This is a genomic window from Pseudomonas sp. PvP009, assembly GCF_017832995.1.
In the GTDB taxonomy this organism is placed as follows: Bacteria; Pseudomonadota; Gammaproteobacteria; order Pseudomonadales; family Pseudomonadaceae; genus Aquipseudomonas; species Aquipseudomonas syringae.
On record NZ_JAFIBG010000001.1, the window covers coordinates 4,169,586 to 4,190,181 of the forward strand.

Genomic DNA, 20,596 nt, shown 5'->3' on the forward strand with positions numbered 1-20,596 from the left:
GCCCTTCGGGCAGACACCCGCAAGACGTGGGAACAATCGGGGCGACGCAGCTTACAGACCGTAGCTCATCAAGCGGTCATAACGGCGCGCCAGCAGCTCGTCGTTATCGAACTCCTTGAGCATCGCCAGCTGACTGCTCAGCTCTTCGCGAATCAAGGCAGCGGCAGCGACCGGATCACGATGCGCGCCACCCAGTGGCTCGGCGATGACCTTGTCGACGATACCCAGGCCTTTCAGGCGGTCAGCGGTGATGCCCATCGCTTCTGCAGCATCCGGGGCCTTCTCGGCGGTCTTCCACAGAATCGACGCGCAGCCTTCCGGAGAGATCACCGCGTAGGTCGAGTACTGCAGCATGTTCAACTGGTCACAGACACCAATCGCCAGCGCACCACCAGAACCGCCTTCACCGATGACGGTAGCGATGATCGGCGTCTTGAGACGGGCCATCACGCGCAGGTTCCAGGCAATCGCTTCGCTCTGGTTGCGCTCTTCCGCGTCGATACCCGGATAGGCGCCCGGCGTATCGATAAAGGTCAGGATCGGCATCTTGAAGCGCTCGGCCATTTCCATCAGACGGCAGGCCTTGCGATAGCCTTCGGGGCGCGGCATGCCGAAGTTGCGGCGAACCTTCTCGCGCACTTCCCGGCCCTTCTGATGACCGATGACCATGACTGGCTGGTTGTCCAGACGGGCAATACCGCCGACGATCGCCGCATCATCGGAGAAATGCCGATCACCGTGCAGCTCATCGAACTCGGTAAAGATGTTTTCGATGTAGTCCAGCGTGTAAGGACGACGCGGATGGCGCGCCATGCGCGCGATCTGCCAGCTGGTCAGGTTGCCGAAGATGCTTTCGGTGAGCGTCTTGCTCTTGTCTTGCAGCCGGGAGATCTCGTCGCCGATGTTCAGCGAGTTGTCGTTACCCACCAAGCGCAGTTCTTCGATTTTGGCCTGCAAGTCAGCGATAGGCTGTTCGAAATCAAGAAAATTCGGGTTCATAGGCATCCGTCTTGGGTCGACGGCCAAGAGGCCGGCCGGTTGATCCGTCTGCGCCGTTCCTGTTCGGAACCGGCGCGTTCAGGTCGAAATTAAAATTCAGGGTTGAGCGCAAGTCGAGCCTGCGACGTTCAACGATACTGGAGAAAGACGTTCTCACGTCCGAACTGGTCACGCAGAGCTTGAATCAAGCTGTCCGCAGGATCAATCCGCCATGCTTCTCCCAATTGCAGCAATGCGCGGGCGTCCTGCCCCGTGTAGTCCACCGTGATCGGACAGGCACCGCGATGGCGCTTGCACAGATCGCCCAGCCAGCGCAGCCGGTCGCCCTTGAGCGCCTCGGCACGCACCGTCACACGCAGGCTCTCGGCCAGATTGGTGCGGGCATCCTCGATACTCATGACACGCTTGGCCCGCAAGCGCAGCCCACCGGAGAAGTCATCATTACTGACTTCGCCCTCGACTACCACCATAGCATCGGTCTGCAACAGTGACTGAGCCGAATGGAACGCTTCGGCAAACAGCGACGCCTCGATGCGCGCCGAGCGATCGTCCAGGGTAATGAACCCCATCTTGTCGCCCTTCTTGTTCTTCATGACGCGCAGGGCAATGATCAGGCCCGCGACTGTCTGGGTGTCTCTTGCCGGCTTGAGATCAATGATGCGCTGACGAGCGAAACGGCGGATCTCGCCTTCATACTCATCGATCGGGTGCCCGGTCAGGTACAGCCCCAGGGTTTCCTTTTCACCACGCAGACGATCCTTGAGGCTCAGCTCGCGGGTCTTGCGATGATTGGCGTAGACATCGGCATCCGCTTCGACGAACAGACCGCCGAACAGGTCGGCGTGACCACTGTCATGACTGCGTGCAGTCTGCTCTGCCGCCTGAATGGCTTCTTCCAGCGCGGCAAGCAGCACCGAACGGTTACGGTCGATATTGGCCTGATAGGCCTTGGGCTCCAGTTCGAAGTACGGCCCGAGACGATCCAGCGCACCGCTGCGAATCAGGCCATCCAGGGTGCGCTTGTTGACCCGCTTGAGGTCGACGCGAGCGCAGAAGTCGAACAAGTCCTTGAACGGCCCGTCCTGGCGCGCATCGGTAATCGCCTCGACCGGCCCCTCGCCTACGCCCTTGATCGCACCAAGGCCATAAAGAATACGGCCATCGTCGCTTACCGTGAACTTGAACTCCGAGGTGTTCACGTCCGGCGCGTCGAGGCGCAGCTTCATCGTGCGCACTTCTTCGATCAAGGTCACGACCTTGTCGGTGTTGTGCATATCCGCCGACAACACCGCCGCCATGAACGGCGCCGGGTAGTGAGTCTTCAGCCAGGCAGTCTGGTACGACACCAGCCCGTAGGCTGCGGAGTGGGACTTGTTGAAACCGTAACCGGCGAACTTTTCCACCAGGTCGAAGATGTTACCGGCAAGGTCCGGGTCGATGTTATTGGTCTTGCAGCCATCGATGAAACCACCGCGCTGCTTGGCCATTTCCTCGGGCTTTTTCTTGCCCATGGCACGACGCAGCATGTCCGCACCGCCAAGGGTGTAACCGGCCATGACCTGGGCGATCTGCATCACCTGTTCCTGATACAGGATGATGCCGTAGGTCGGTGCCAGTACCGGCTTGAGGCCTTCGTACTGGTAGTCGACGTGCGGATAGGACAGCTCGGCGCGACCGTGTTTACGGTTGATGAAGTCGTCGACCATGCCCGATTGCAGCGGGCCGGGACGGAACAGGGCCACCAGTGCGATCAAGTCTTCCAGACAGTCGGGCTTGAGCTTTTTGATCAGCTCTTTCATGCCGCGCGACTCGAGCTGGAACACCGCCGTGGTCTCGGCACGCTGCAGCAACTGATAGGTCGGCATGTCGTCGAGCGGGATGAACGCGATGTCCAGCGGTTCTTCGTTGACCTTGGCGCGGTCGCGGTTGATGGTCTTGAGCGCCCAGTCGATGATGGTCAGGGTACGCAGACCGAGGAAGTCGAACTTCACCAGCCCCGCAGCCTCGACATCGTCCTTGTCGAACTGGGTCACCAGACCGTCACCGGCCTCGTCGCAATAGATCGGCGAGAAGTCAGTCAGCTTGGTCGGGGCAATAACCACACCACCGGCGTGCTTGCCGACGTTACGCACGATGCCTTCGAGCTTGAGCGCCATCTCCCAGATTTCCGCCGCTTCCTCATCCACCTTGAGGAAATCGCGAAGAATCTCTTCCTGCTCGTAGGCCTTTTCGAGGGTCATGCCGACTTCGAACGGGATCATCTTCGACAGACGATCGGCCAGCCCGTAAGACTTGCCCTGCACCCGCGCCACGTCACGCACCACCGCCTTGGCGGCCATGGAACCGAAGGTGATGATCTGGCTGACCGCGTTGCGACCGTACTTCTCGGCCACATATTCGATCACCCGGTCACGACCATCCATGCAGAAGTCGACGTCGAAGTCAGGCATGGAAACCCGCTCCGGGTTCAGGAAGCGTTCGAACAGCAGGTCGTATTCCAGCGGGTCGAGGTCGGTGATCTTCTGGACATAAGCAACCAGCGATCCGGCACCCGAACCACGACCCGGCCCCACCGGCACGCCGTTGCTCTTGGCCCACTGGATGAAGTCCATCACGATCAGGAAGTAACCGGGGAAGCCCATCTGGATAATGATATCCAGTTCGAAATTCAGCCGATCGACATACACCTGACGCTTGGCTTCGTAATCTTCGGTCGTGTCCTTGGGCAACAGGACTGCAAGACGCTCTTCCAGACCATCGAAGGAGACCTTGCGGAAATACTCATCGATGGTCATACCATCGGGAATCGGGAAGTTGGGCAGGAAGTGCGTGCCCAGCTTGACGTCGATGTTGCAGCGCTTGGCAATCTCGACGGTGTTTTCCAGCGCTTCCGGCAGGTCGCTGAACAGCTCGGCCATTTCTTCCGGGCTTTTCAGGTATTGCTGATCGCTGTAGTTGTGCGAACGACGCGGGTCGTCCAGAGCACGGCCTTCACCGATGCATACGCGGGTTTCGTGGGCTTCGAAATCGGCCTGCTTGATGAAGCGCACATCGTTGGTCGCCACCAGCGGCGCGCCGTGACGCTCGGCCAGGGCCACCGCAGCGTGCAGATGCTCTTCGTCGTTGGCGCGGTTGGTACGCTGCACTTCGATATAGAAGCGGTCAGGAAAGACTTCCAGCCACTCGCGCAACAGTTCGTCGGCCTCCCCCGGATTGCCGCCAAGCAAGGCCATGCCGATCTCGCCTTCCTTGGCCGCAGAAAGCGCAATCACGCCTTCACTGGCCTGCGCGACCCACTGGCGCTGAATGACGATCTGACCGTTGCGCTGGCCTTCGATAAAGCCTCGGGAAATCAGCTCGGTCAGGTTGCGGTAGCCCTGGGCATTCATGGCCAGCAGGCTGATGCGGCTGAGCGCGGCATCTTCGTCCCTGCCCGCCAGCCACAGATCGACACCACAGATCGGCTTGATGCCGGAGCCCTGAGCGGCCTTGTAGAACTTGACCAGCGAACACATGTTGTTCTGGTCGGTCACCGCCACGGCGGGCATGTTCATGCCGGTCAGCGCCTTGATCAACGGTTTGACCCGGACCAGGCCGTCAACCAGCGAATATTCGGTGTGCAGGCGTAGATGAACGAAAGAAGCCGGCATGGTGATCCTATAAAACGCGAAAATACAAAAAACGAAGGGCAGGATTGTAGCTGGCCCGGAGTGAAACGTCAGTCCTGCAGCAAACCGACTGACGGCGCAAGCGAGCCGCCCATCATTATCGTTGCACGCGCTTCGTGGGCTGCACGCACCGGTGCAAAGGAGCGCCGATGAATGGGCGTAGGCCCGAGCCGGGCCAGTGCTTCCAGATGCACCGGCGTAGGATAACCCTTGTGCCCACCGATGCCATAACCGGGATAGATGAGTTCAAACGCCGCCATTTCTCGATCCCGACTCACCTTGGCGAGAATCGAAGCGGCAGCGATGGCAGGTACCTTGGAGTCACCCTTTACCACCGGCGCCGAGGGCACCGACAACTGCGGGCAGCGGTTGCCGTCGATAAGCGCCAGTCTGGGCGTGATACTCAAGCCTTCGACTGCGCGCTGCATGGCCAGCATCGTGGCGTGCAGGATATTCAACTGGTCGATCTCTTCGACTTCAGCCCTGGCGATGAACCAGCACAGGGCCTTCTCCTGAATTTCGACGTAGAGCTTTTCGCGCTTGGCTTCGGTCAGTTTCTTCGAGTCATTGAGACCGAGAATGGGCCTGGTCGGGTCGAGAATGACGGCGGCGGTTACCACTGCACCGCACAGCGGGCCGCGACCCACTTCATCAACACCCGCCACCAGGTCCTCGACGAGGGTAAAATCCAGACCTGTTTGCATCATGGGCGACCTCACAGTGAAGGCGACCGTCCGAGCAGGCTCAATACCGCATCGGCGGCCTGATTGGACGCATCGCGGCGCAGGATCCGGTGAATGGCATCAAAACCGGCGGTTTGCTCGCGACCGTCTTCGATCAATGGCAGCAGCGTACGCGCCAGGGCTTCTGGCGTAGCGTCGTCCTGCAGCAGTTCAGGCACCAGCAGACGCTGGGCCAGCAGGTTCGGCAGCGACACGTAAGGGCTTTTGACCATTCGCTTGAGGATCCAGAAGGTCAGCGGCGCCAGGCGGTAGGCAACCACCATGGGGCGCTTGTAAAGCAGGGCTTCCAAGGTCGCGGTGCCGGAGGCGATCAGTACCGCATCACACGCAGCCAGGGCAACGTGCGACTGGCCGTCGAGCAGCGTGACGGGCAGATCACGACCCTGCAGCAATTGCTCCACCTGAGCTCGCCGCTGTGGGCTGGCGCAGGGCAGGACGAAGCGCAGGTCAGGGCGCCGGGCAAGCAGCAGCTCGGCCGTGTCGAAAAACAACCCGCCCAGACGCCCCACCTCACCGCCCCGGCTGCCCGGCATAAGCGCGACAACCGGCGTATCCTGCGCGAATCCCAGGCCAGCACGAGCACCTGCACGATCGGACTCCAGGGGGATGGTATCTGCCAGCGGGTGACCGACAAAACGCACCGGTACGCCCTGCTCTTCGTAGAAACGCGCTTCGAACGGCAACAGGGTCAGCATCAGATCACAGCCTTCACGAATCTTCAGCACACGCTTCTGACGCCAGGCCCAGACTGACGGGCTGACGTAGTGTACGGTCTTGATGCCGGCGCGACGCAGTTGAAGTTCGATGTTGAGCGTGAAGTCAGGGGCGTCGATGCCGATGAAGACATCCGGCTTTTCATTGATCAGGGTCTGGACCAGCAACTTGCGCCGGGCCAGCAGTTCGCGCAGTCGCCCGAGCACTTCAACCAGCCCCATCACCGATAGACGTTCCATCGGGAAGGAGGACTGCATGCCTTCGGCTTCCATCAACGGACCGCCGACACCGATGAAGCGGATATCGGGATGGCGCACCTTGAGGGCACGCATCAGACCGGATCCGAGGATATCGCCGGATGCTTCACCCGCGACCAGAGCGACACAGAGTGGGCTGCTCATGATTAGCGAATGATGCCGCGAGTCGACGTCTGAATGGACTGAAGAAATACCGCCACTTCAGGAAACTGCGCCGCAGGCTCTGCCAGATCGGCCAGCGCCTGGCCGATGGTCAGACCCTGACGATAAACCGTCTTGTAGGCTCTGCGCAGCGCATGAATGGCTTCTTCGGAGAAACCCCGACGGCGCATGCCCTCGAAGTTCATGCTGCGCGCCTCGGCCGGGTTGCCAAAGACCGTGACGAACGCGGGTACATCCTTGCCGATCGCAGTGCCCATGCCGGAGAAGCTGTGCGCACCGATGTGGCAGAACTGATGCACCAGAGTAAAGCCGGACAGGATAGCCCAGTCATCCACGTGAACATGGCCTGCCAGGGCGGTGTTGTTGACCAGAATCACGTGGTTGCCGATCACGCTGTCATGCCCGATGTGGGCATAGGCCATGATCAGGTTGTGATCGCCCAGCGTGGTTTCGGCACGGTCCTGAACGGTTCCACGGTGAATGGTCACGCCTTCGCGGATCACATTGTGATCGCCGATGACAAGGCGGGTTTCCTCGCCCTTGTATTTCAGATCAGGCGTGTCCTCACCCACCGATGAAAACTGGTAGATGCGGTTGTGCTTGCCGATTCTGGTTGGCCCCTTGAGGACAACGTGAGGACCGACGACTGTACCCTCGCCAATTTCCACACCGGGTCCGATGATCGACCAAGGGCCGACCTCAACATTGTCGGCCAGAACGGCCGTCGGATCGATGATTGCGCGAGGGTCAATCAAACTCATAGTTTGCGTTCCGCACAGATGATTTCAGCAGAGCAGACTGCCTTGCCATCAACTGTAGCCTTACATTCGAACTTCCAGATCTGGCGCTTGCTGCTCAGGAATTTCGCCTCCAGAACCAGTTGGTCGCCCGGCAGAACCGGCTGACGGAAACGCAGTTTGTCCGAACCGACGAAATAATAGAGCGTGCCGTCCGACGGCTTGGAGTCGAGCATCTTGAACGCAAGAATACCAGCAGCCTGCGCCATCGCTTCGATGATCAGCACACCCGGCATGATGGGATGCTCAGGGAAATGACCGTTGAAAAAAGGCTCATTGACGCTGACATTCTTGTAGGCGCGAATGTTCTTGTTCTCGATATCCAGCTCGGTTACGCGATCCACCAGCAGGAACGGGTAACGATGAGGCAGGTATTCGCGAATTTCTTTGATGTCCATCATTTCGAGGGGAAGCCTGTAGTAAAGATTAGGAGTGCGTCGCGACTGCGCAGCACCCCTCTACATCAAGGAGGCAGTTTATCGACTGAGCACGCTTGATATTAAAAAGGTATCAGCCATCAGATGAGCGATTACCCGAGGAGGTCACCGTCTCTACAACCTTTTCGAGCTTTTGCAGACGTCGCGCCATGTCGTCGATCTTGCGCAGACGAGCTGCGCTCTTGCGCCATTCGTCCGCTGGTTGCATAGCCGTACCTGAGGAGTAAGAACCAGGCTCGGTGATGGAGTGCGTGACCATGGTCATACCCGTGATGTAAACACCATCGCAAATATCGATATGCCCCACCAGACCAACCCCGCCCGCCAGCATGCAATGCTTGCCGATTTTAGTGCTTCCAGAGATACCAACACACGCAGCCATCGCCGTGTGGTCGCCGACCTGCACGTTGTGGGCAATCTGAATCTGGTTGTCCAGTTTGACGCCATTGCCAATTCGCGTATCAGCCAGCGCACCCCGATCGATTGCCGTATTGACGCCAACCTCGACGTCATCACCGAGGGTGACGCCACCGATCTGTGCAACCTTGTGGTAGATACCTTTATCCTGGGCAAAGCCAAAGCCTTCGCCACCCAGCACGGCACCCGACTGGATGACCACGCGCTTGCCAATGCGCACATCGTGGTAAAGCGTTACCCGCGGGGCCAGCCAGCCGCCTTCACCGATCTCGCAGCGAGCGCCGATGAAGCAGTGAGCACCGATGGTGACACCTGCTGCAATGCGCACACCGCTCTCGATCACAGCAAAAGCGCCAATGCTGGCAGCTGGATCAATCAGTGCATCTGCGGCAATCACTGCCGTCGGATGAACGCCTGCGCTACTTTTAGGCTTGGGATCGAAAAAATGCGAAATGCGCGCATAGGCCAGATAAGTATCAGGAACCACCAGCGCATTACCGGTGTAACCTTCGGCGTCTGCCGGCTTGAGCAGCACGGCAGTGGCCTGGGTATCGACCAGCAATTTACGATACTTGGGATTTGCCAGGAAACTGACTTGACCAGGGCCGGCCTCTTGCAAAGTGGCCAGCCCGGTGATTTCGATATCCTTGTCGCCACGTAACGTAGCACCAAGGAACTCGGCCAACTGGCCGAGCTTGATGGTTATGCTCATGGTTACTTCAGCTGGTTCATGCGCTCGATGACCTGGCGAGTCACGTCATACTGTGGCTTGACGTCGATCACCGCACCGCGCTCGAAAACCAGATCGAAACCACCTTTCTTGATGACTTCTTCTACAGCCTGATCCAGCTTCGGCTTCAACTGCTTGAGCATTTCGCGGTCAGCAACGGCCTTGGCTTCGTTCAGTTCCTTGGACTGGAACTGGAAATCACGGGCCTTTTGCTTGAACTCAAGCTCCAGACGCTCGCGCTCAGGCTGAGCCATCTTGTCGCCACCGCTGACCAGACGATCCTGAATGCCCTTGGCGCTGCTTTCCAGGCTTTTCAGCTTGGTCAGTTGCGGGCCGAATTTCTTCTCGGCGTCCACTGCGTAACGCTTGGCAGCGTCCGATTCCAGCAAGGCCATCTGATAGTTCAGTACCGCAATTTTCATGTCGGCGAATGCAGGGCTTGCGACCAGTACGGTTGCCAGCATTACCAGTTGAGTCAACTTACGCACAATACAACTCCTACAAAATTCGTTGCGTTATCAAAGATCAGACTCTTAGAAGGTCTGACCCAGGGAGAATTGGAAGACCTGCGTTTCGGCTTCGTCGTCCGGCTTCTTGATCGGCATCGCCAGAGCGAAGCTCAGCGGGCCGAGTGCGGTGATCCAGGTGACGCCGATACCCACAGAGCTCGCCATGCCGGAAAGGTCGATGTTGTTGCACTCGATAGTCTTGCCAGCGTCATTCTTCTTCTTCGAGTCACAATTGGTATTGAACACGTTACCCACGTCCCAGAACACAGAGGTACGCAGCGAGCGCTGATCCTTGACGAATGGCAGCGGGAACATGACTTCTACGCCACCCTGAACCAAGGCGTTGCCACCGAACGGCAGTGGGTCCTGGTCGGGATCGACGGCTGTTCCATTTTTACCCGAGCTCGGCGTACTTCGAGGACCCAGCGTGCTGTCCTTGAAGCCACGTACCGAGTTGAAGCCGCCCGCATAGTAGTTCTCGTAGAACGGCAGACCCGAGGTCGAACCGTATCCGTCACCATAACCCAGCTCGGTGTGCAGACGCAGGGTGTAGTTATCGGTGATCGGGTGGAAGTACTGAGCACGGTAATCCAGTTTGAAGAACGACAGGTCGCTACCCGGCAAGGTGGATTCGAACACCAGGCTTTGCGAGTGACCACGGGTCGCCAGCACGCCCTTGTTCAGAGTCGATTCAGACCAGCCAACAGAGCCTTTGAAGTTCAGGTACTTGTCGCCTTCCTTCTGTACGAAGTCGAAAATCTCGTCAACGGTGTACTTGCCGGTCTTGATTTCGTCCTGTTGCACGGTCAGGCCGTAGGTCAGGCGCGAGGTCTCGCTGATCGGGTAGCCGAGGTTGATACCGGCACCCAGGCTGTCAACCGCATAGCTTGCAACATCAACGTCGAGGTCATCGTAGTTGGTGGTGCGGTAGAACGCGTTGTAACCCAGGCTGACACCGTCCGGCGTGTAGTACGGATCGACGTAGCTGAAGTTGTAACGGCTCTGGTATTCGCTGCGGGTCAGGCCGATGCTGACCTTGTTACCGGTACCGAGGAAGTTGTTCTGGCTGATCGAACCACCGAGGATCAGACCGGCGCTTTGCGCAAAGCCCACGCTGGCGGTGATCGAACCGGACGCCTGCTCTTCAACGGCGTAGTTCACATCGACCTGATCGTCGGTGCCAGGAACAGGTGGCGTTTCGACGTTGACTTCCTTGAAGAAGCCCAGACGATCCAGACGGGTTTTCGACTGGTCGATCAGGTAGGTCGATGCCCAGCCGCCTTCCATCTGACGCATTTCGCGACGCAGCACTTCGTCTTCCGACTTGGTGTTGCCGCGGTAGTTGATACGGTTGACGTAGGCACGCTTGCCCGGGTCGACGACGAAGGTGATATCGACCGTGTGGTCTTCATTGTTCGGTGTCGGCACGCCGTTGACGTTAGCGAAGGTATAGCCTTCGTTGCCCAGACGGCGGGTGATCAGTTCGGACGTCGTGGTCATGACCTTGCGCGAGAAGACCTGACCAGGTTGCACCAACAGCAGGGATTTGACCTGGTCTTCAGGGACCTTCAGGTCACCGCTGAGCTTGACCGACTTGACGCTGTACTTCTCGCCTTCGTTGATGTTGACCGTGATGTACACGTTCTTCTTGTCAGGCGTGATCGAGACCTGGGTCGAGGCGATATCCATGTTGATATAGCCGCGATCGAGGTAGTACGAACGCAGACGCTCAAGGTCACCCGACAGCTTTTCACGGGCGTACTTGTCGTCATTCTTGAAGAACGACAGCCAGTTGCTGGTCTTGAGCTCGAACAGGTCGGTCAGGTCTTCGTCGGAGAAGACCTTGTTGCCCACCACGTTAATGTGCTGAATGGAGGCTACGGTGCCTTCATTGATGTTGATCTTCAGGCCTACGCGGTTGCGCGGCTGAGGAACAACCTCGGCGTCAACCTCGGCAGAGTAACGGCCCTGGGCAACGTATTGACGTTGCAGCTCGTTACGCACGCCTTCGAGGGTGGCACGCTGGAAAATCTCACCTTCGGCCAGACCGGACTGTTTCAGCCCCTTCATCAGGTCTTCGGTGGAGATGGCCTTGTTACCCTCGATTTCGATACTCGCAACCGAAGGACGCTCGACGACGTTGATGACGAGCACGTTGCCGTCGCGACCCAGCTGGATATCTTGAAAGAAACCGGTTTTAAACAGCGAACGGGTAGCATCGACCAAACGACCATCGTCCGCCTGCTCGCCTACGTTCAGCGGCAGTGCACCAAAGACGCTGCCGGCGGAAACCCGCTGCAGGCCGTTGACACGGATATCGGAGATGGTGAAGGACTCGGCGTGAACTTCAGCGATCATCAGTGCGGAAAGAACCGCAGTTAGCAGCAGACGTTTCATGAAGTCCTTTCTTATTCCAACTGGCAATAAACAAACTGCCGCAAAATGCGGCAGATTCGCAACTCGGCAACGCTTTACAGTCGGCCCAGATCGTTGACCAGCGCGAGCAACATTACGCCCACTACCAGACTGATACCGATCTGCGCCCCCCAACCTTGAACCTTTTCCGAAAGGGGACGACCACGCGCCCACTCGATCAGATAAAACAGCAAATGCCCCCCGTCCAGGACGGGAATGGGCAGCAGATTCAGAACACCCAGGCTAATACTCAGATAAGCGAGGAAGTTCAGAAAATCTCCGATGCCCGACTGGGCCGAAGCGCCCGCCACTTTAGCAATGGTTATCGGTCCACTCAAGTTTTTTACCGAGAGCTCGCCGAACAACATTTTCTTCAGCGAGTCCAGGGTCAGCACACTCATGTTCCAGGTGCGCTTCACACCCTCGGTCATCGCCGCGAAAGGCCCGTAGCTGACCTCGCGCAGCATTTCGGGTGGCCAATCGACAGCTTTCACACCAGCGCCGAGGTAACCTGTGGCAGCCTTGCCCTCGCCTTTGGCCGCGAGCGTCACCGGCACGTCCATTTGCACGCCGTCGCGCTCGATGCGCAGCGAAATCTTCGCTTCGGGGCGCTCGCGCACCCGATCGACAACCTGCTGCCACTCATCGAGCGGCTGGCCGTCCATCGAAACGAGACGATCACCCGATTTAAGTCCTGCGCTCTGCGCCGGACCTTTCGGATCGATTTCTGCCAGCACCGGCAGCAGCGCCGGACGCCACGGGCGAATACCCAGCGACTTGATCGGATCAGGCTCTTCTGCCCCTCTCAGCCAGTCATTGAGTACCAGCTCACGGGAAGTGTCGACCGTAGAACCCTGATCCCGGACCTTGAAAGCGATGGTACCGCTTTCACCCAGGCGACGGACCAGCTGCAGGTTGACCCCGGACCAGCCAGAAGTAGGCTCGCCATCGACAGCGACGATTTCCTGTCCGGCCGTCAGGCCAGCCTGCTGGGCGATGCTTCCGGACTCGACTGCGCCGATCACCGGGCGAACCTGCTCGCTGCCCATCATCGCCAGCACCCAGAAAAATGCGATGGCGAGAAGGAAATTGGCTGTCGGACCGGCGATCACGATTGCAATGCGCTGGCCTACTGTCTTGCGGTTGAACGACTGGTCGGCGAGCTCGGGCGGGACATTGCCTTCGCGTTCGTCGAGCATTTTCACATAGCCGCCCAGAGGAATGGCAGCGACGACGTACTCGGTGCCCTGACGGTCATGCCAGCGCAGAAGAGGCGTGCCGAAGCCTACTGAAAAACGCAGCACTTTGACGCCACAGCGACGAGCCACCCAAAAGTGGCCGAATTCGTGGAAGGTCACCAGCACGCCCAACGCAATCAGGGTGCCGAGAATCATGTATAAAGCGCTCATCAGCCTTCTCCGGGTACCGACTGGTCGGCCAGTGTGTTAATCATTGCAGGCCTCCAGGCCCGCCGTTGACGCACCACATCAACCCATTCACTCATATCTGTCGGGTTGTCAGATCGCTATCGCCCGTTTCTTTCAAGCCATTGGCCCGCCAGCAAACGCGCTTTCGCATCGGCGGCGAACACCGCATCGAGTCCTTCGACCGCGATGACAGGCTCATGATCCAGAACCTCCTCGATAATACCGGCGATTTCCAGATAGCGGATACGCCCGTCGAGGAATGCCGCAACGGCCACTTCATTGGCCGCGTTGAGCATGGCAGGCGCACTGCCTCCAGCCTCTGCCGCCTGTCGGGCCAGCCGCAGGCAAGGGAATCGTTCTTCGTCCGGCGCCTGAAAATCGAGCTGACCGATACGAAACAGGTCCAGTGGCGCAACGCCAGAGTCTACACGTGCAGGCCATGCCAGTGCATTGGCGATGGGCGTACGCATGTCGGGATTGCCCAATTGAGCCAGCACTGAGCCATCGACATAATCGACCAGTGAGTGGATCACGCTTTGCGGGTGAATGACCACCTCGACCTGATCCGGGCGCGCATCGAACAGCCAGCAGGCTTCGATCAGCTCGAGCCCCTTGTTCATCATAGTTGCCGAATCGACGGAGATCTTGCGCCCCATCGACCATACCGGATGGGCACAGGCCTGCTCAGGCGTGACATTGTGCAACTGCTCCAGCGGCGTTTCGCGAAACGGCCCGCCCGAGGCAGTCAACATGATCCGCCGAACACCGACGGCACCCAGCCCGCGAGCGAAGTCGCCGGGCAGGCACTGGAAGATCGCATTGTGCTCGCTGTCGATCGGCAACAGCACAGCGCCACTTTGCCGAACGGCCTGCATGAACAAGGCACCGGACATGACCAGCGCTTCCTTGTTGGCCAGCAATACCTTCTTGCCCGCCTCCACCGCAGCCAGCGTCGGACGCAAGCCGGCAGCTCCGACAATCGCGGCCATGACTGCGTCTACCCGAGGGTCTGCGGCTACTTCGCACAGACCGCCTTCGCCGACCAGCACCCGGGTATCGAGCCCGGCCGCAGCGAGGTCATCCTGCAGCTTGCGGGCGACCACCTGATCAGGCACTACGGCGTACTGCGGCGTGTGCCTGATGCACAAGGCCAGCAATTCGTCCAGGCGACTGAAGCCGGTAAGCGCGAACACTTGATAAAGCGCTGGATGACGGGCAACGACATCCAGAGTGCTTAGCCCGATGGAACCGGTTGCACCCAGAATGGTGATTTGTTGCGGCCCACTCACATGACACCCCAGTCAGCGGCCCAGAGCAGCACCGCAAATACCGGGATGGCCGCCGTCAGGCTGTCGATACGGTCGAGCACCCCGCCGTGGCCAGGCAGCAGATTGCTGCTGTCCTTGACCCCGGACTGGCGTTTGAACATGCTTTCGGTCAGGTCGCCAATCACCGAGATGAATACGATCACCGCGGCACCAAAGAGCGCTGCTATGAACTGCGCAACCGTCCAGTCGCGGGAAACGCCCACTGCTGCCGTGATGCCCAGGCTGACGACCAGACCGCCATATACGCCCTCCCAGCTCTTGCCAGGGCTTACCTTGGGTGCCAGCTTGCGCTTGCCAAAAGCCTTGCCGGAGAAATAAGCGCCGATGTCGGCGGCCCAGACCAGCACCATCACCGACAGAATCAGCCAGTTACCCAGCGGCCATTGCTTGATCAGGACCAGGCCCTGCCATGCAGGCAGCAGAATCAGAAGGCCGATGACCAGCTTGCACGCTGCACTCGCCCAGTGGCTGCTCGAGTCCGGATAGGTAAGTACCAGAAAGGTCGCAACACTCCACCAGATGACCGCGGCAACCAGCACCCAGGGCTCCAGCCCCGGCAGCAGGTACATGAGAAATAGCAGAACGGCGACCACAGCCGCATAACCGATACGCATCGACTGCGCGGCGAAACCAGCGAGCCGCGCCCATTCCCAGGCACCCAGAACGACAACCACCCCGATGAACAGGGCGAAGTACATGCCGGTCAGCAGGAAAAACCCGCACAAGGCGATCGGCAACAGAATGAGTGCCGTGATGATCCGTTGTTTCAGCATTAAGCCCGGGCTCCAGCTTCTACCTGTTCGCTGGTTTTACCGAAGCGACGTTGGCGAGAAGCGAAATCTGCCAGCGCAGCGCGCATGGCATCGTGTTTGAAGTCCGGCCAGAACAGGTCGGAGAAGTACAGCTCGGCGTAGGCCAGCTGCCAAAGCAGGAAATTGCTGATGCGATGCTCGCCGCCGGTGCGTATGCACAGATCCGGCAACGGCAAGTCGCCGGTGGCCAGGCAGGTCTGCAACAACTGGGGAGTGATGTCCTCCGGCTGCAGGTGTCCGGCCTGAACCTCACGCGCCAGCCGCTGCGCAGCCTGCGCAATGTCCCACTGCCCACCGTAGTTGGCAGCGATCTGCAGCACGAAGCGGCTGTTGCCTGAAGTGCGCACTTCCGCCTCGCGCATGGCAGCCTGAAGCTCAGGATGAAAGCGCGAGCGGTCGCCGATGATCCGCAGGCTGATCTCGTTCTCGTTCAGGCGCTTGGTCTCACGGCGCAACGCCGTGAAAAACAGCTCCATCAGCGCGCCAACCTCTTCGGCCGGGCGCTGCCAGTTTTCACTGGAGAACGCGAACAGTGTCAGTACTTCGACCCGGGCTTCAGCGCAGACCTCGATAACGGCCCGCACAGCATCGACACCCGCCTTATGGCCTGCAACGCCTGGCAGCAGGCGTTTCTTCGCCCAGCGATTATTACCATCCATGATAATCGCGACATGGCGCGGCACCGAAGACGGCACGGCCGGTTTTATCTTTTCCATGAAAGCGTCCGAAACCTTAAACAGCCATCAGATCGGCTTCTTTCTGCTTGACCGCAACTTCGATTTCCGCAACGAACTTGTCAGTCAGCTTCTGTACGTCGTCAGCCGCACGACGCTCTTCGTCTTCGCTGATTTCCTTCTCCTTGACCAGGTCTTTCAACTGGCTCAAGGCGTCACGGCGAATGTTACGGACGGCCACACGGGCATCTTCCGCGGCATCGCGCGCCTGCTTGGTGAAGCCCTTGCGGGTTTCTTCGGTCAGCGCCGGCATGGAGATCAGCAGCAGCTCACCCAGGTTGGTCGGGTTGAAACCCAGACCAGAGCTCTGGATAGCCTTGTCGACAGCCGCCAGCATGTTGCGTTCGAACGCCACGACCTGAAGGGTACGCGAGTCCTTGACGGTCACGTTGGCCACTTGGGCCAGCGGGGTATCAGCACCGTAGTAAGGAACCATGACGCCACCCAGGATGCTTGGATGCGCCTTGCCGGTACGGATACGGGTGAAGGCATGGGTCAGCGACTCCAGACTCTTCTGCATGCGGGTCTGAGCATCTTTCTTGATTTCGTTGATCATTATTGTGCTTCCTCGATCAGGGTCCCTTCGGCGCCACCATGGACGATATTCAGAAGAGCACCCGGCTTGTTCATGTTGAAGACGCGCAACGGCATCTTGTGATCGCGACACAGGCAGATTGCGGTCAGATCCATCACACCCAGCTTGCGATCCAGCACTTCATCGTACGTCAGATGATCGAACTTCTCGGCATTCGGGTCTTTGAACGGATCTGCGGTGTACACACCGTCCACCTTGGTGGCCTTGAGCACCACGTCGGCGTCAATCTCGATCGCGCGCAGACAGGCAGCAGAATCGGTCGTAAAGAACGGATTACCGGTACCGGCAGCAAAAATCACCACTTCCTTGGCGCTGAGATGGCGCATGGCCTTGCGACGATCGTAATGATCGGTCACACCCACCATGGAAATGGCCGACATCACGATGGCGGTGATATTAGCGCGCTCCAGCGCATCGCGCATTGCCAGGGCGTTCATCACAGTGGCCAGCATGCCCATGTGGTCGCCTGTCACCCGATCCATGCCCGCAGCACTCAGGGCCGCGCCACGGAACAGGTTGCCGCCACCGATCACCAGACCGACCTGAACGCCGATACCGACCAGCTGGCCGACTTCCAGCGCCATGCGGTCCAGCACCTTGGGATCAATGCCGAACTCTTCTGAGCCCATGAGGGCCTCACCGCTAAGCTTGAGTAGAATGCGTTTATAGCGAGCCTGATAACCACTGCCCTGCTGAGCCATTGCGAATCTCTCCTGCGGCGTTTTCTGAAAAAAATCTGTGCGGGCTATTTCAAGCCTGCGCTTACTTTAGCTTGACGCTATGCGCGCGTCGGGAGAATGCAGCCTTGTGAGCACAATCTCCAAGGAAAATTTCCTTTTCTCTTTCGACAAAGAGGCCGCACGCGTGAGCGGGCAGCCTCTTTGGGGCGACAGTTGAAAAACCGTCTTACTGCTTGGCGGCAGCCAGTTGAGCAGCCACTTCGTCAGCGAAGTTATCAACTGGCTTCTCGATGCCTTCGCCTACTTTGAAGTAGGTGAAGGAAACGATTTCAGCGCCGGCTTTCTTGGCCAGATCACCGACCTTGACTTCCGGGTTCTTGACGAAGGCTTGCTCGACCAGGCTGGCTTCTGCCAGGAACTTGGTGATACGACCGCCAACCATCTTCTCAACGATTTCAGCTGGCTTGCCTTTGATCTTGTCTTCGTTCAATTGCAGGAAGACGTTCTTCTCGCGCTCGATCGCTTCGGCAGAAACTTCCGAAGGGAACAGGAACTCGGGGTTGCTTGCTGCTACGTGCATGGCGATATCTTTGGCCAGTTCGACGTTGCCACCCTTGAGGGTAACAACCACGCCGATCTTGTTGCCGTGCAGGTAAGTCCCTACCACGTCACCTTCGATACGCTTCAGGCGACGGATGTTGACGTTTTCGCCAACCTTGCCGACCAGTACCAGACGTGCAGCTTCCTGAGCTTCGATCAACGGAGCGACATCAGTCAGCTTGTCAGCGAAGGCTTTTTCGACGCTTGCAGCAACGAAAGCCTTGAAGTCGTCTTGCAGGGCCAGGAAGTCGGTCTGCGAGTTGACTTCGATGATGACAGCGGCTTTGCCGTCGTCCTTGATGGCGATAGCGCCTTCAGCAGCCACGTTACCTGCTTTCTTGGCGGCCTTGATGGCGCCGGAAGCACGCATATCGTCGATTGCTTTTTCGATGTCGCCGCCAGCCTTGGTCAAGGCCTTTTTGCAATCCATCATGCCTTCGCCGGTACGCTCGCGCAGTTCTTTGACCAACGCTGCAGTAATCTCTGCCATTTCAAAATCCTCTTGGATAGGTCTTCAACCATTCCACCCGGCAGGCCGGGCGTGCAATTCTTGAAAAATCAGGGTGGCAGCAACACATGACAGAGAGGCCATGGTTACAGACCGACAAATCATTTCCTAGGTGGCAAAAAGGGGGCTAAGCCCCCTTTTCGCGTACTGAGTAAACGCCAGGCGTTTGTACTCAGCCTTCTACAGCGGCTGCAGCTGGAGCTTCTTCGACGAAAACGTCGGTGCCGCCAGCAACATTGTTACGACCACGGATAACAGCATCAGCCATCGAACCCATGTACAGCTGGATGGCGCGGATTGCGTCATCGTTGCCCGGGATGATGTAGTCAACGCCTTCCGGGCTGCTGTTGGTATCGACGACGCCGATAACCGGGATGCCCAGCTTGTTGGCTTCGGTGATCGCGATGCGCTCGTGATCAACGTCGATAACGAACAGAGCGTCTGGCAGACCGCCCATGTCCTTGATACCACCCAGGCTGCGATCCAGTTTTTCCAGATCACGGGTACGCATCAGGGCTTCTTTCTTGGTCAGCTTGGCGAAAGTACCGTCTTCAGCCTGTACTTCCAGCTCGCGCAGACGTTTGATCGACTGACGGATGGTCTTGAAGTTGGTCAGCATGCCGCCCAACCAGCGATGGTCGACGTACGGCGAACCGCAACGTGCTGCTTCTTCAGCAACGATCTTGCCAGCGGAACGCTTGGTGCCGACGAACAGAATCTTGTTTTTGCCCGAAGCCAGGCGCTCAACGAAAGTCAGCGCTTCGTTGAACATAGGCAGGGTTTTTTCAAGGTTGATGATGTGAATCTTGTTGCGCGCGCCGAAAATGTATTTACCCATTTTCGGATTCCAGTAACGGGTCTGGTGACCGAAGTGGCAACCAGCCTTCAGCATATCGCGCATATTGACTTGGGACATAAATAGTTCCTTGATAAGTCGGGTTAGGCCTCCACGTATCCCAATGACCAACCAATGGCATCTGCCAAGGGCACCCAGGTCATCGTGTCGACACGTGTGTGGGTTTGTGCTTCCAAGGACGGACCTTGGAAAGCGGCGCATTTTATATCACAAAAGGGAAGAGAACGGAACTCCCATCAAGTGCTTGTTTTGCGGCGACTTTGCAGCTTCACGGACAGCCTATAGAAGGAAGCGATGATTACCCGACATCGGTGGTCTGATAGAATTGCGCCTTTGCGCACCCACCGCGTGCCTGCCACGCCGAGAGAATTCGTATGACCATCACCCTCAAAACCCCGGAAGACATCGAAAAGATGCGCATCGCCGGTCGCCTGGCCGCCGATGTTCTGGAAATGATAGCGCCGCACGTCAAGCCCGGTGTGACCACCGAAGAGCTGGACCGCCTCTGCCACGACTATATCGTCAACGAACAGAAGGCGATCCCGGCCCCGCTGAACTACAAGGGCTTCCCAAAATCGATCTGCACCTCGATCAACCAGGTGGTCTGCCACGGCATCCCGAGCGACAAGAAGCTGAAGGACGGCGACTCGCTGAATATCGACGTCACCGTCATCAAGGACGGGTACCATGGCGACACCAGCCGGATGTTCCATGTCGGCACCGTTCCGGTATGGGCCGAACGCCTGTCGAAGGTGACTCAGGAGTGCCTGTACAAGGCCATCGAAATCGTCAAACCCGGCACTCGCCTGGGTGACATCGGTGCCGTCATCCAGAAACACGCTGAAAAGAACGGTTTCTCCGTGGTTCGCGAGTTCTGCGGTCATGGCATCGGCAAGGTGTTTCATGAAGAGCCACAGGTCATGCACTTTGGCGAGGCCGGAACCGGTATCGAGCTGCAGGAAGGCATGACCTTCACCATCGAACCGATGATCAACCAGGGTCGCCCTGAGACCAAGATTCTCGGCGATGGCTGGACGGCGATCACCAAGGACCGCAAGCTCTCGGCGCAATGGGAGCACACGCTGCTGGTGACCGCTGACGGTTACGAAATCTTCACCTTGCGCAGCGATGACACCATTGCCCAAAAAGCTCCCTGACCCGATCATGCCCGGCTGAACGCCCGCCCGTCACTGCACAGCCCGACACGA

Annotated in this window: 18 protein-coding genes; 1 reads left to right on the top strand and 17 read right to left on the bottom strand. The window is 58.5% G+C overall.

The features are described 5' to 3' along the window. Positions 1–51 precede the first annotated feature (51 nt). From accA to rpsB, 17 genes are all read right to left on the bottom strand, one after another. Complete coding sequence (gene accA / locus JOE29_RS17870; RefSeq protein ID WP_003364825.1) at positions 52–999, bottom strand: acetyl-CoA carboxylase carboxyl transferase subunit alpha; 948 nt, start codon at positions 997–999, stop codon at positions 52–54. Positions 1,000–1,127: 128 nt separating this feature from the next. Further along, positions 1,128–4,649 (bottom strand): DNA polymerase III subunit alpha, encoded by a 3,522-nt coding sequence (gene dnaE / locus JOE29_RS17875; RefSeq protein WP_003314309.1) that lies wholly within the window; start codon positions 4,647–4,649, stop codon positions 1,128–1,130. Positions 4,650–4,717: 68 nt separating this feature from the next. Beyond that, positions 4,718–5,371 carry a ribonuclease HII gene (gene rnhB, locus JOE29_RS17880; RefSeq protein ID WP_003391065.1) on the bottom strand — a complete coding sequence of 218 codons (654 nt, stop codon included), beginning with the start codon at positions 5,369–5,371 and terminating at the stop codon, positions 4,718–4,720. An 11-nt stretch (positions 5,372–5,382) separates the two neighbouring features. Further along, a complete protein-coding gene (lpxB, locus tag JOE29_RS17885; protein ID WP_016567417.1) occupies positions 5,383–6,525 on the bottom strand; it encodes a lipid-A-disaccharide synthase in 1,143 nt (380 codons plus the stop codon). Between the two features lie 2 nt (positions 6,526–6,527). Beyond that, positions 6,528–7,304, bottom strand: coding sequence for an acyl-ACP--UDP-N-acetylglucosamine O-acyltransferase (gene lpxA, locus JOE29_RS17890; protein WP_003314305.1), 777 nt, complete (start codon positions 7,302–7,304; stop codon positions 6,528–6,530). Next, positions 7,301–7,741 carry a 3-hydroxyacyl-ACP dehydratase FabZ gene (gene fabZ, locus JOE29_RS17895; protein ID WP_002554719.1) on the bottom strand — a complete coding sequence of 147 codons (441 nt, stop codon included), beginning with the start codon at positions 7,739–7,741 and terminating at the stop codon, positions 7,301–7,303. The genes lpxA and fabZ overlap by 4 nt, the downstream gene beginning before the upstream one ends. A gap of 109 nt (positions 7,742–7,850) precedes the next feature. Next, positions 7,851–8,906 (bottom strand): UDP-3-O-(3-hydroxymyristoyl)glucosamine N-acyltransferase, encoded by a 1,056-nt coding sequence (gene lpxD / locus JOE29_RS17900; protein ID WP_003314304.1) that lies wholly within the window; start codon positions 8,904–8,906, stop codon positions 7,851–7,853. A gap of 2 nt (positions 8,907–8,908) precedes the next feature. After that, positions 8,909–9,412, bottom strand: a complete 504-nt coding sequence (locus JOE29_RS17905; protein ID WP_003314303.1) for an OmpH family outer membrane protein — start codon at positions 9,410–9,412, stop codon at positions 8,909–8,911. 45 nt (positions 9,413–9,457) lie between these two features. Beyond that, positions 9,458–11,830, bottom strand: a complete 2,373-nt coding sequence (bamA, locus tag JOE29_RS17910) for an outer membrane protein assembly factor BamA (protein ID WP_024683827.1) — start codon at positions 11,828–11,830, stop codon at positions 9,458–9,460. 74 nt (positions 11,831–11,904) lie between these two features. After that, positions 11,905–13,257: a sigma E protease regulator RseP gene (gene rseP / locus JOE29_RS17915; protein WP_057405563.1), complete on the bottom strand. Its 1,353-nt coding sequence runs from the start codon at positions 13,255–13,257 to the stop codon at positions 11,905–11,907. 116 nt (positions 13,258–13,373) lie between these two features. Beyond that, complete coding sequence (ispC, locus tag JOE29_RS17920; RefSeq protein WP_032658448.1) at positions 13,374–14,564, bottom strand: 1-deoxy-D-xylulose-5-phosphate reductoisomerase; 1,191 nt, start codon at positions 14,562–14,564, stop codon at positions 13,374–13,376. After that, positions 14,561–15,376, bottom strand: a complete 816-nt coding sequence (locus JOE29_RS17925) for a phosphatidate cytidylyltransferase (RefSeq protein WP_003422045.1) — start codon at positions 15,374–15,376, stop codon at positions 14,561–14,563. Before JOE29_RS17925 ends, ispC begins: the two co-directional genes overlap by 4 nt. Beyond that, a complete protein-coding gene (gene uppS / locus JOE29_RS17930) occupies positions 15,376–16,131 on the bottom strand; it encodes a polyprenyl diphosphate synthase (protein WP_003314296.1) in 756 nt (251 codons plus the stop codon). The genes JOE29_RS17925 and uppS overlap by 1 nt, the downstream gene beginning before the upstream one ends. Positions 16,132–16,147: 16 nt before the next feature. After that, positions 16,148–16,705 (bottom strand): ribosome recycling factor, encoded by a 558-nt coding sequence (gene frr, locus JOE29_RS17935; RefSeq protein ID WP_003314295.1) that lies wholly within the window; start codon positions 16,703–16,705, stop codon positions 16,148–16,150. Then, positions 16,705–17,445, bottom strand: coding sequence for a UMP kinase (gene pyrH / locus JOE29_RS17940; protein ID WP_003339591.1), 741 nt, complete (start codon positions 17,443–17,445; stop codon positions 16,705–16,707). The genes frr and pyrH overlap by 1 nt, the downstream gene beginning before the upstream one ends. Before the next feature lie 205 nt (positions 17,446–17,650). Beyond that, entirely contained in the window at positions 17,651–18,514 is an 864-nt protein-coding gene (gene tsf, locus JOE29_RS17945) for a translation elongation factor Ts (RefSeq protein ID WP_003391086.1), read from the bottom strand. Positions 18,515–18,704: 190 nt separating this feature from the next. Further along, positions 18,705–19,448, bottom strand: a complete 744-nt coding sequence (gene rpsB / locus JOE29_RS17950) for a 30S ribosomal protein S2 (RefSeq protein ID WP_003314293.1) — start codon at positions 19,446–19,448, stop codon at positions 18,705–18,707. A gap of 314 nt (positions 19,449–19,762) precedes the next feature. On the opposite strand from rpsB, the gene map reads away from it, so the two are divergent. Beyond that, the gene (gene map, locus JOE29_RS17955; protein WP_003391089.1) at positions 19,763–20,545 is read left to right on the top strand and encodes a type I methionyl aminopeptidase; all 783 of its coding nucleotides are present in this window, start codon (positions 19,763–19,765) and stop codon (positions 20,543–20,545) included. Positions 20,546–20,596 lie beyond the last annotated feature (51 nt).